The organism is Noviluteimonas gilva (genome assembly GCF_009740395.1).
In the GTDB taxonomy this organism is placed as follows: domain Bacteria; phylum Pseudomonadota; class Gammaproteobacteria; order Xanthomonadales; family Xanthomonadaceae; genus Noviluteimonas; species Noviluteimonas gilva.
The window spans coordinates 772,395-783,709 of record NZ_WOXT01000002.1 but is presented as its reverse complement, the minus strand read 5'-3'; the positions used below and the strand labels follow the sequence as shown (position 1 = coordinate 783,709).

Here is an 11,315-nt window from a genome sequence, read left to right as displayed (position 1 = left end):
AGTCGTCGCCTCCATTCCGTGTCCTCGACAAGGCCGTCAGCCGTCGCTGTCCATGCATTGCCATCAAGCAAAGCTGGCACGTTCAAATATCTGAAGTCCGCCTGCGACATCGTCGTCCCGCCAAAGGCTTTCGTGCACATCGTAGAGCCAAGATACCGAATGTCCGCTTTGGGTCGAAAGCGGTCACCCGGTGGCAAGTGGCAGCCTTCGGCCAGAAGCGGACGTTCCGACGGATCTAAATACCTGGCTGAAGATGGGCAACAAGTGTGGCTAACGGCCGCAACGATCTGGCGCATAGGTTGTGAAGATGACGACCGTGACCGTGCCTCGGGGGCTGCCCGTGCGCGGGTACGCCCGCCTTTATCTAGTTACCGAAATACAGATCGCTCCCGGCTTGGCTGAAATTTTCTTCTGTTACCGGAAACGGCGCGGCTCATGTTTTCTGCTTGCGTTGCCCATGTCTTTCTTCTTTTCTAATTCACCTTCTGAATCGCTGGCGGATAGTAACTTCCGTCCGCAACGCCGCCGCGTGGGCCGTAGAATCGGAAAGTTATCGAGTAGATCAAGCCTCCGAGCGTTGGCAACCAGTTTCCGTCGTTAACATCCGCGGGCTTCTCGGGGGCAAAGTGCAGCGTCAACGATCCGTCTTTGCCGTAAACAAGATCTGATTGGTTATTAAGCAGGAATCGGTTCTGCGGATTCGGCAGCACACGCATGTGCTTGGCGTCCACGGCGATCGCCGACCAGAAGTATTTCGCGTACTTCGAAGGGAGATCGTTCTTGGGAAACGTCAGCGTGTAGTGGTTGTCGCTGTTGAGGACCTCTCCGTTGCTGTCTTCGCGGCCCTTGTAGTACAACACCTCGTGAAGCGTGTTCGCCCAGATACCGCCCATGCTGATGCACGTCCGCGCCAACCAATCGTCTTCATACTTGCCGCATATCTTCGGGCGGACCCAATGGTTTTTCATTGTCCCGTGCCCCAAAAAGTGCGCGCCCTTGGCATAATCTTTAAGCCCGCGATCACGGATAATCTTTTCTACACGGGCGCGTTCTGCCGGGTCCTTCACCGCTTCGGCGATGGTCCGCGCGTTGGCCGCGACCGTTTCCATGCCAGGATTAATGTCCGCCTCGGTATCAAGGGCGAGCCTCGCAAAGTCGAATGCTTCGACGGTCGGAGGTTTCTCAATATCAAACATCACCGTCTTGGGAATTTCCGGCAGTTGCTTCGGTGTGCCGATCGCTTCGAACTTGAACTGTTTCTGGAGTTCGACCGCGTCATCCCAATTTGCGCCGAGTTCGACGCGTAGGAGCACGCGAGAATACTTGACCGGGACGTCAATGCGCTGGACGCCATCAGGGATCGAAACATTGCTTCCCGCATAGCAGACCGCGAACTGGCCGTGCGGTTTGTCGGAGAATATTCGCGCGTTGATGTTGGCGAGCGTTTCACCCCAACCATTCATGAACTGCACGGTGAAGTAGCGTCCTTCGATCTTCGGCACGGTGACAAGCAAGTAACAGTTTTCATCCACCGCCACCCATGCCTCGGAATACGCCACATCCAGGTTGGGGTTCGGCCAATCCACCCCACCAGGTGTCTGGTGCACGAGTTCGTTCCACTTGAAGCCTGACTGAAAATCCAACTGCTGCTGCCGCGTGATCGCCAAACGTCCGAGCAAATAAATGTAGCTGTCGCTGATCTCTTGTTCTCCGATCGCCGGTGCCGTTTCTGTATTCATTGCTGCTCTCCTTATTTACTCCTCTCCACGGGCGGCGGGGTCCACGAGCCGTCGAGCACCGGAGTCTTTGGCCAGTACGCGCGTATGTAAAGCGTGAAATCTGCGTCTTTGGGCGACGGGAGCCAGTTCGTGCGCTGCTTCGCATCAGACGGCGCGTCCGGCTGAACATAGATGGTCAGCGAGCCATCGGAATCGAACTTCAAGTCTGTGTTCTTGGTGCCGACCGAGTACCTGGCGATCTCGTTCGGAACGAAAAAGTGCGTGTCGTCATACATCGTCAGCGACCAAAAACCATGAGCGGGTGGTGTTTGGTCTTTGGCGAACGTGACTGTATAGCGGTTAGCCCCGTTGAGCCGGCTGCCTTTTGCATCAAGGTCCTGATAATAGTACTTCGTCTCATTTGGCGAATTGACGAGAATATTGGACTTCGCCACCGCCGTGCGTGTGAAGTAGTCGGTTCCGAACGCGGATTCGTTCGAGATGGTGCTCCAGTTGTAGGGAAGCTGCTGGCCGTAATTTCGGAACTCCAAAAGCGGATCTACGATCTTCTCTTGAACTTCGACCACGGCCTGCGTCATGGCTTCCTTCAGCGCGGGGTTTTGCGCGGCAGCTTCCAACACGGCGAGCACCTGTGCGTACCGAGCCTCTTCACCCGGGAGCGGAGCGCCGTCGGCGAGAACGGCCGGAAGCACGTCAAAAAAGGTTTCCGGCTTTACCCATTTCGTCTCGCCCGAACTCGTGGTCTTGGACGGCGCACGCGGCAGTTTGCTCCAATCAATGCTCTTAAACTTCCCGTCGTATTCAGAGAGCGGGTACATCACCACCTGCTTTAGCGGCTCTTGTACCGCTTTCTTGTCCGCCGGGTCATCGCTTTGCGCAATCCGCGGGCCTACGATTCCCGTGTTGGTCGACGAACGAAAAACGTGCGCGATCCCTTTCGGTGTTTCGCCCTGCCAATCGGGACCGACGAGCAAATAGAAGCCCGGCGTCGTGTTATACATCTTGCCAAGTTGGACGAAGCTGTCCGTGCGCAGATCGACGATCTGGTAGACCCAAAAGCGATCTCCGAAGTCGGGCACTTGAATCACCACCGGTTCGATCTCGAGTCCTAACGCACCAATTCCGTAGACCACGTCCTGGTTCGAACAAGCGACATTCCGTTGTTCGGCCGAGGCATAGTCTGTCAGCATCGTGAACTTGTTAACGGGTGCCTGAGGCGACGTGCCCAAATACCGCTGTTCTTTGATCGTCGAAAACAAGAGCCGCCGGTTGTAAATGTTGACCATGGGCCAGGCCCAGAAATAAACGTCCCGAGCGACAAGCTTTGCGTACTCTTCCGTAATCTTCACGCTTGCGTCCGGTCCCGGTGGCATCGCGCGTGACCAATTCCGCGATGGACATACTTCGGTGCTGATCGCCGGTGAGGTCGCTACTTTCAACGAGTCAGTTTTCGTTGCCATTACCTTTCGCCTCATGCAGGGGCCAAGTCAGAAGAACGCATCACGCGCAACCAGCCGCACGTGTGCTTCCGTGATCGTCGCGCCGCCGGGCACGGCTCCTCCGCCCCGGCGATCGCATGATTGGCGCAGACCGTGGCTGGATCTCGGCCAATGCTCGCGCGCTCCGCGAGGGAAGAACCAGCCTAGAGACGCGAAGGGGTGCGAACAACGTACAACCTACTGAAGCAAGCTCAGTAGTTCTACTGCCGGCCTGAGGCGGTGATTCAATGTTGCTCAAATCGGTCGAATGTCCGCTTTGGGTCGGAAGCGGTCACTCAGCGGCCGTGTCCGGCCGAAGCTAATGCCAGGGTCACTCTACGAGCAAGGCCGCAATGCGATAGACGTCGACCGGTTTCACCAAGTGATGATGGAAGCCCGCGGCGCGTGATTCGGCTTCATCGTGTTGCTGTCCGTAGCCGGTCAGTAGGATGCCGACGTCGTGTTGACGAGTCACCCTTTCTCGGTCTAATGTATTAGCTCGCTATTACATTAATGCAATGAAACAACGCCCCGATCCCCTGCCGGAAGCCGAAGCCGAAGCCGCCCTCGACGGGCTGGCGACTGCGTTGGCCGCCCTGCAGAAGCCGGAGGATGTGCGCGCATTCCTGCTCGACCTGTGCACGCCTGCCGAACTGGAATCGATGGCCGATCGCTGGAAGGTCGTCCCCCTCCTCATCGAGGGCGTTCCTTATCGCGAGATCCACGAGCGCACCCGCGTGAGCGTGACCACCGTCGGCCGCGTCGCGCGCACGCTCGAGCACGGCGCCGGCGGCTACCACGCCGCCATGCGCCGCAAACGTCGCCACGCCGCCTCGCATTGAAGGTCCCCGCCATGCCTCTGTCCGCCCCATCCGGGGCGATGCGCGAACGCGTGCGCATTGCCATCCAGAAGTCCGGTCGCCTCGCCGAGCCGGCGCGCGCACTGCTGTCGTCCTGCGGCTTGTCATGGCGGGAAAGCCGCGACCGTCTATTTTGCCACGGCGACTCGACGCCGATTGATCTGCTGCTCGTCCGTGACGACGACATCCCCGGTCTGCTCGCCGAAGGCACGTGTGATCTCGGCATCGTGGGGCGCAATGTATTGCTCGAACGCGCGAGCGGCTATGGAACGGGAGAGGTCCCCCCGTTCCGCGAATGGCGCGGGCTCGGGTTCGGCGCATGCCGGCTCGCGCTTGCGGTTCCCCAGGCATGGAGCGACTCGCAGGCGGCCGCGCTCGATGGCTTGCGCATCGCGACGAGTTACCCCGCGCTGGTATCACAGTGGCTCAAGGAGCGCGGCATCGCCGCCGACGTGGTGACGCTGTCTGGTTCCGTCGAGATCGCACCGCGCCTGGGGACAGCCGATCTTATCTGCGACATCGTGTCGAGCGGCGCGACACTGGCCGCCAATCAACTCCGCGCAACAGACATAGTCCTCGACAGCGAAGCGGTACTCGCCGGGCCCGTCGCACCGTTTGGCGACGCACGCGCGGAGATCGCCGGGTTGTTCCTGCGCCGCCTCGATGCGGTGCTGGGGTTGCGTGACAGCAAGCTTTTGATGTTCCAGACAGACTCGGCCAACGTCCCCGCGCTGATGGCGCTGCTGCCTGATGCGGAGCGGCCGACGGTGATGCAGGTCGACGGCACCGACCGCGTCGCATTGCAGGCGGTGTGTCGTGGCACTGTGACTTGGCAGCGTCTCGAGGACCTCAAGCGCGCGGGCGCCGATGCGCTCTTGGTCCTGCCCGTCGAGAGGATGCTGGCGTGAGGTGGACGAGACTGGAATGGGCATCGCTTGGTGCGAGCGCGCGGGCCGGCGCGTTGCGCCGACCCGCACAAGCGGTGTCCGCGAGTGTGCGTGCCTCGGTGCAGGACATCGTCGAGCAGGTGCGCCTGCATGGCGATGCGGCGCTGAAAGCGCTGACACAACGGCTCGATGGCGCCGACCTCGGCTCGCTCCTAGTGACCAAGGCAGAGTTTGATGCGGCAGACGCGACCGTCTCCGGTGCCGTGCGCGCGGCGCTCGATGATGCTGCATCGCGAATCGAAGCCTTCCACCGCCTGGGCATGGCGCAACCCTACGCGCTCGACACGGCGCCTGGCGTGCGCTGTGAACGCATACTGCGTCCAATCGGCCGCGTCGGCCTCTATGCGCCGGCGGGCAGCGCGCCGCTGCCCTCCACGGTCTTGATGCTCGGGATTCCGGCGTTGCTCGCCGCGTGCCCGGACGTCGTGCTGTGCACTCCGCCTCGCGCCGACGGCAGCGCGGATCCACTCGTACTGGTTGCCGCGCGACGATGCGGGATCGCGCGTGTGTTCAAGGTCGGCGGTGCCCAGGCGATCGCGGCGATGGCGTTCGGAACGGCGTCGATCCCGCGGTGCAACAAGTTGTTCGGGCCCGGCAATGCCTTCGTGACCGAAGCCAAGCGCCAGGTCACGATGGCGGGCGACGGGCCGGCGATCGATATGCCGGCTGGTCCTTCAGAAGTCCTGGTCATCGCCGATGGCAACGCAGATGCGCGCTTCGTCGCGGCCGACCTCTTGTCGCAGGCCGAGCACGGTCCCGATTCCCAAGTGATCCTGCTGAGCGACGATGCCGCGCTGATCGATGCGGTCGAAGCGGCATTGGACGCGCAACTTGCGACGTTGCCGCGACGTGACATTGCGGCCGCCGCACTGGCGCAATCGCGGGCGATCCTCGTCCCGGCATTGGTCGATGCATTCGACGTGAGCAACACGTATGCGCCGGAGCACCTGATCCTCGCCGTCGATGCACCGCGTGACTGGCTCCCGCGTGTCTGTGCCGCCGGCTCGGTGTTCCTGGGCGGTTTTGCGCCCGAGGCCATCGGCGACTATTGCAGCGGCACCAACCACGTGCTGCCGACCGGCGGCGCCGCGCGCGCCGTCAGCGGATTGTCAGTCGGCAGCTTCCAGGTTGCGATCAGCGTGCAGACTGCAGATCGCGCGGGACTGGCCATGATCGGCGCGACGGCGACGACGCTGGCACGTGCCGAGGGCTTGGAAGCGCACGCGCGCGCCATCGACGTACGGCTGGAATGCGCATGAACGTGTTCCGATCCAGCGATCCCGTGGCGCTGCTGCGTGAAGACTTACGCGATTTCGTCGGCTATCGGTCCGCGCGAATCGACACGGTGCAGGGCGAGGTGTGGCTCAACGCGAACGAAGCCTGCACAGCAAGCTTCATCGATCCGTCAGGTGCGCTGCACCGCTATCCGTCGCCGCAGCCTGAAAGGCTTGTCGATGCCCTCGCCCGCTTGTACGGATGCGATTCGACGCAAGTGCTCGTCAGTCGCGGCAGCGACGAGTCCATCGACCTGCTGGTGCGTGCATTCTGCACGCCAGGCCGCGACGCTGTCGTCGTGACGCCGCCGGTGTTTGGCATGTACGCCGTGTCGGCCAGGTTGCATGGTGCGCGTGTGGTGGAGGCACCCCTGTTCGACGATGGCGACGATTACCGTGTCGACCTCGATGCCGTCGGACATGCGGCCATCGCGCTCGGTGCCAAGGTCGTGTTCCTGTGCTCACCCGGCAATCCGGCGGGCGGCGTGATCCCGCGGGACGGCGTCACCGCGCTGGCACGACTCCTGGACGCACGCGCGCTGGTGGTGATCGACGAAGCCTACGTCGAGTTCGCGGACGCGCCGTGGCTGACACGCGATGTTGCGACACTGCGCAACCTGGTCGTCCTGCGTACCTTGTCGAAGGCGCATGCGCTTGCCGGCGCCCGTATCGGTTGCGCAATCGCCGATCCGGGGGTCGTCGCGGCACTTCGCCGCTGCCAGGCGCCGTATCCGATCCCAGCCATCAGCGCCGCCGTCGCGATCGATGCATTGTCACCGGCCGCATTGGCGGCGACGGCCTCGCGCATTACCGAAACCAAACTGGCGCGCGAGCGACTTCGCGAATCCCTGCGCATGCTGCCCGGTATCCGCCGCGTTTATCCATCGCAGGCGAACTTCTTCTTGGTGCGGTTCGATGATGCCGACAGTGCCTGGCGTCGGCTGTGTGGCGCCGGCGTCATCGTGCGCGACATGCGCGCGATGCCGGCGCTGCACGACGCGTTGCGCATTACGGTGGGCGCGCCGCACGACAATATCCGCATGCTCGACGCGCTGCGGGGAACCGTGCCATGACGCCTATCTTGTTCATTGACCGAGATGGCACCCTGATCGAGGAACCCGCCGACTTCCAGGTGGACCGCCTCGACAAGGTGCGCTTCGTACGCGATTGCATCCCCGCGATGCTGCGCATGCGCGATTCGGGCTATGCCTTCGTGATGGTCACCAACCAGGATGGCCTCGGAACCGCGACGTTCCCGGAAGCCGCGTTCGAGGGTCCGCAGCGCCTGGTGCTGCAAGTGCTCGAAAGCCAGGGCATCGTGTTCCGCGACATTCTCATCGACTGCAGTTTACCGGCGGACAACCTGCCGACGCGCAAGCCCAATATCGGCCTCGTCCTGCCGCTGATGAAGGACCGGACCATCGATTGGGCGCGTTCGGCAATGGTCGGCGACCGCGAGACCGACCTGGCGTTCGCACGCAACCTGTCGATACGCGGGTTCCAACTCCGCACGCCCCAATTCGGCGGCGACGCGACCTGGACGTCCGTGGCCGACGCGTTGCTCGCCGGACCTCGCACCGCGCGCGTGGTGCGCGAAACCAAAGAGACGCAACTCGTGGTGGAGGTCGATCTCGACAACGCACGCGATCCCAGGGTCCAGACAGGGCTCGGTTTCTTCGACCACATGCTGGAGCAGCTCGGCAAGCACGGCGGTTTTGCCTTGACGCTTCGCTGCGCGGGCGACTTGCAGATCGACGAGCACCACACGGTCGAAGATTGCGCCCTCGCGCTCGGCCAGGCCTTGCGCGAGGCGATCGGCGACAAGCGGGGCATTGCCCGCTATGGCTTCACGCTGCCGATGGATGAAGCCTTGGCGACCGCCGCACTGGATTGGTCGGGCCGTCCGGTGTTCGTGTTCGAGGGCGCGTTCGCGCGCGCTCAGGTCGGCGACCTGCCGACCGAACTGGTGCCGCACTTCTTCCGTTCGCTATGCGAGGCCGCCGGACTAAACCTGCATCTGCAGGTGCGGGGCGACAACGATCACCACAAGATCGAGGCGTGCTTCAAATGCGTCGGCCGCGCGCTGCGGCAGGCACTGCAGTGCGTGGATCGCACATTACCCAGCACGAAGGGGGCGCTGTGATCGCGTTGATCGATGCGGGCGGGGCCAATCTGGGGTCGGTGCGCAACGCACTCGAACGGCTTGGCGCAAGCGTGCGGATCGTGCGGGACGCAGGGGAGTTGCGCGATGCGAGCGCGACGATCGTGCCCGGCGTGGGCGCCGCGGGTCCTGCGATGCGCCTGTTGCGGGAGCGTGGATTCACGACAGTCCTGCGAGCCATGGATCGCCCCATGCTGGGCATCTGTCTCGGAATGCAATTGTTGTTCGAGGCGTCGGAGGAGCAGGACACCGAATGCCTGGGCCTGCTGCCAGGGGTCGTGCGGCCCTTGCCGCCGTCGGCGGGCATCCGGGTGCCACACATCGGATGGAATGAGTTGGACGTGCGCTGCGCGGACCCGATCCTGGCCGGGGTCGCGCCGGGAGCACGTGCATATTTTGTCCACGGGTATGCGGCGCCGGTGACGGACGCCTGCATTGCGACCGCAACACACGGCACCTCGTTCGCCGCCGTCGTGCGGCGGGGTTCGATCTGGGGCACGCAATTCCACCCGGAGCGGTCTGCCGCAGTGGGCGCGTCCATCCTGCGCAACTTCCTGGCGCGCGCCAATGCGAATCGGGAGGCGGCATGAGCTTCACCTGTTATCCGGCCATCGACGTGCGCGACGGTTGCGTCGTGCGCCTGCGCCAGGGCGACTACGCGCAGGAGACACGTTACGACCCGGACCCGCATGCGTGCGCGATGCGCTTCGCGGATGCGGGGGCGACGTGGTTGCATCTGGTCGACCTCGACGCCGCTCGCGCTGGCGGCTACACATTGGCACCGCTCTTGCGCCGGATCGCGGACGAGGGTCGCCTGCAGGTGCAGACCGGGGGTGGTGTGCGCACGCGCGAGGACATCGCGTCCCTGCTCGATGCCGGGGCGACGCGCGTGGTGATTGGATCGCTTGCGGCCGAGAACCCCGCGCTCGTCGCCCAATGGATCGAAGACTTCGGCGCCGAACGGATCGTCGTCGCGCTCGATGTCCGCGTCGACCAGGGCCGCTGGCTGCCGGCGATCCGCGGATGGACGCGCAATGCCAGCGCAGACGCGCTCGGCCTGCTCGTGTTCCATCGCGACCACGGCCTGCGGCATTTGCTTTGCACGGATGTCGCTCGCGACGGCATGCTCAGCGGCATCGATCCCGCGCTCTACACTGCCTTGCGACGCTGCGCGCCGGAGGTCGCCATCCAGGTTTCCGGCGGCGTTCGCGACGTAGCCGATGTGCGGGCGGCCCGGACCACTGGCTGCGCGGGCGCAATCCTCGGCCGCGCCCTCCTCGATGGGCACCTCTCGCTGTCGGAAGCGCTGGCATGCTGAGCCGTCGCATCATCCCGTGCCTCGACGTGCGCGATGGTCGCGTAGTGAAGGGCGTGCGCTTCCGCGACCACATCGATGTGGGCGATGTCGTCGAACTCGCGCGTCGCTACCGCGATGCTGGCGCGGACGAACTCGTCTTCTACGACATCGGCGCCAGTCCCGAGGGACGCAGCGTGTCGATCGACTGGGTCGAGCGCATCGGACGCGAGCTCGATATTCCATTCTGTGTGGCGGGTGGCGTGCGGGATGTCGCCACCGCGCGCGCTGTGCTGCAGGCCGGCGCAGACAAGATTTCGATCAACACGCCTGCGCTGGAACGCCCCGCGCTGATCGACGAACTGTCCGCAGCCTTTGGCGTGCAATGCGTCGTGGTTGGCATCGACAGCACGCGCGAGCCCGACGGCGAATGGCGTGTGCGCAGCCATTCGGGCGATCCGGCGGCAATGCGTTCCCCGGGGCGCTCCACACTGGCGTGGATGCACGAAGTGCAGGACCGGGGAGCCGGCGAGATTGTGCTGAATTGCATCGGCAGCGACGGCAGCTGCGATGGTTACGACCTTGCACAGCTGAGCGCCGCTCGCGCGCTTTGTCGCGTACCGCTGGTTGCGTCGGGTGGCGCCGGCCGCGTGGAGCACTTCATCGATGCGTTTCGCCACGCCGATGTGGATGCGGCGCTCGCCGCCAGCGTGTTCCACTCCGGCGCGATTGCGATTCCGGATCTCAAGCGCGACTTGAACCAGGCAGGCATCCCGGTGCGCCTCGTATGAATCTCGACTTCGACAAACAGGGGGGCTTGGTGCCCGCGATCGTGCAGGACGCAGATACGTTACGCGTGCTCATGCTCGGCTACATGGACGCGGCCTCCATCGACGCGACGCGTGCCACCGGCCGAGTGACGTTTTTTAGCCGCAGCCGGCAGCGCCTGTGGACGAAGGGGGAAAGCTCGGGTCATAGGCTGGAGCTCGTTTCGCTTTCCGTGGATTGCGACCACGATTCGGTCCTGGTTCTCGCGCGCCCGCAGGGTCCGACTTGCCATACCGGCTCAACGAGTTGCTTCGCGGGATCTGCGGAGAATCCGCTCGCTTCGCTCGATGCACTGATCCTTACGCGCGAGCGAGGGCGCCCAGCCGGTAGCTATACAACGCGGCTGTTCGACGATGGCGTGCGTCGCATAGCGCAGAAGGTGGGCGAGGAGGCCGTTGAGACGGCGTTGGCGGCGGTCGCGCAAGACGACCAGGCGTTGATCCGTGAAGCCGCCGACCTGCTGTTCCACCTGCTGGTGCTGTTGCGTGCGCGGGGTCTTGGCTTGGGGGACGTCGAGGCGATGCTCGCCGCGCGACGCCTTGCCCGACCCCCGACATCTGCTTGACCGATCCCTGCCACAGAAGATCGTGCCCGATTCAAAAATCGCGGACAGAACCGTGCGTTACGCGCAGCCGCACGATTGAATAGATGGCGGAGTAGATGTGGGAGAGCAACCGTTGAGTCGAATGTCCGCTTTCGGCCAGAAGCGGACACTCCGGACTCGCGCAAAATCG

Annotated in this window: 12 protein-coding genes; 9 read left to right on the top strand and 3 right to left on the bottom strand. The window is 63.6% G+C overall.

What is annotated here, in order from left to right; translation table 11 throughout:
- Positions 1 to 473: 473 nt before the first annotated feature.
- The 3 genes from GN331_RS10905 to GN331_RS10895 all read right to left on the bottom strand — a co-directional run bounded on the left by GN331_RS10905 (position 474) and on the right by GN331_RS10895 (position 3,692).
- Entirely contained in the window at positions 474 to 1,739 is a 1,266-nt protein-coding gene (locus GN331_RS10905; RefSeq protein WP_156641995.1) for a DUF1214 domain-containing protein, read from the bottom strand.
- An 11-nt stretch (positions 1,740 to 1,750) separates the two neighbouring features.
- Positions 1,751 to 3,199, bottom strand: coding sequence for a DUF1254 domain-containing protein (locus GN331_RS10900; protein WP_197427097.1), 1,449 nt, complete (start codon positions 3,197 to 3,199; stop codon positions 1,751 to 1,753).
- A gap of 349 nt (positions 3,200 to 3,548) precedes the next feature.
- Positions 3,549 to 3,692 (bottom strand): response regulator, encoded by a 144-nt coding sequence (locus GN331_RS10895; RefSeq protein ID WP_156641994.1) that lies wholly within the window; start codon positions 3,690 to 3,692, stop codon positions 3,549 to 3,551.
- Positions 3,693 to 3,735: 43 nt separating this feature from the next.
- Here GN331_RS10895 and GN331_RS10890 point away from each other — a divergent pair, with 43 nt between their 5' ends.
- The 9 genes from GN331_RS10890 to hisIE are packed head-to-tail and all read left to right on the top strand — an operon-like array spanning position 3,736 to position 11,146.
- Entirely contained in the window at positions 3,736 to 4,059 is a 324-nt protein-coding gene (locus GN331_RS10890) for a YerC/YecD family TrpR-related protein (RefSeq protein WP_156641993.1), read from the top strand.
- A 17-nt stretch (positions 4,060 to 4,076) separates the two neighbouring features.
- On the top strand, positions 4,077 to 4,985 hold the full coding sequence (hisG, locus tag GN331_RS10885) for an ATP phosphoribosyltransferase (RefSeq protein WP_197427102.1): 909 nt from the start codon (positions 4,077 to 4,079) through the stop codon (positions 4,983 to 4,985).
- The gene (gene hisD, locus GN331_RS10880) at positions 4,982 to 6,283 is read left to right on the top strand and encodes a histidinol dehydrogenase (RefSeq protein WP_331713454.1); all 1,302 of its coding nucleotides are present in this window, start codon (positions 4,982 to 4,984) and stop codon (positions 6,281 to 6,283) included. The genes hisG and hisD overlap by 4 nt, the downstream gene beginning before the upstream one ends.
- On the top strand, positions 6,280 to 7,371 hold the full coding sequence (gene hisC, locus GN331_RS10875) for a histidinol-phosphate transaminase (protein WP_156641991.1): 1,092 nt from the start codon (positions 6,280 to 6,282) through the stop codon (positions 7,369 to 7,371). The genes hisD and hisC overlap by 4 nt, the downstream gene beginning before the upstream one ends.
- Positions 7,368 to 8,441, top strand: coding sequence for a bifunctional histidinol-phosphatase/imidazoleglycerol-phosphate dehydratase HisB (gene hisB / locus GN331_RS10870; RefSeq protein ID WP_156642063.1), 1,074 nt, complete (start codon positions 7,368 to 7,370; stop codon positions 8,439 to 8,441). The genes hisC and hisB overlap by 4 nt, the downstream gene beginning before the upstream one ends.
- Positions 8,438 to 9,049: an imidazole glycerol phosphate synthase subunit HisH gene (gene hisH, locus GN331_RS10865; RefSeq protein ID WP_331713445.1), complete on the top strand. Its 612-nt coding sequence runs from the start codon at positions 8,438 to 8,440 to the stop codon at positions 9,047 to 9,049. Before hisB ends, hisH begins: the two co-directional genes overlap by 4 nt.
- Positions 9,046 to 9,777, top strand: coding sequence for a 1-(5-phosphoribosyl)-5-[(5-phosphoribosylamino)methylideneamino]imidazole-4-carboxamide isomerase (locus GN331_RS10860; RefSeq protein WP_156641989.1), 732 nt, complete (start codon positions 9,046 to 9,048; stop codon positions 9,775 to 9,777). The genes hisH and GN331_RS10860 overlap by 4 nt, the downstream gene beginning before the upstream one ends.
- The gene (hisF, locus tag GN331_RS10855; RefSeq protein ID WP_156641988.1) at positions 9,771 to 10,544 is read left to right on the top strand and encodes an imidazole glycerol phosphate synthase subunit HisF; all 774 of its coding nucleotides are present in this window, start codon (positions 9,771 to 9,773) and stop codon (positions 10,542 to 10,544) included. The genes GN331_RS10860 and hisF overlap by 7 nt, the downstream gene beginning before the upstream one ends.
- Positions 10,541 to 11,146 carry a bifunctional phosphoribosyl-AMP cyclohydrolase/phosphoribosyl-ATP diphosphatase HisIE gene (gene hisIE, locus GN331_RS10850; protein ID WP_156641987.1) on the top strand — a complete coding sequence of 202 codons (606 nt, stop codon included), beginning with the start codon at positions 10,541 to 10,543 and terminating at the stop codon, positions 11,144 to 11,146. The genes hisF and hisIE overlap by 4 nt, the downstream gene beginning before the upstream one ends.
- Positions 11,147 to 11,315 lie beyond the last annotated feature (169 nt).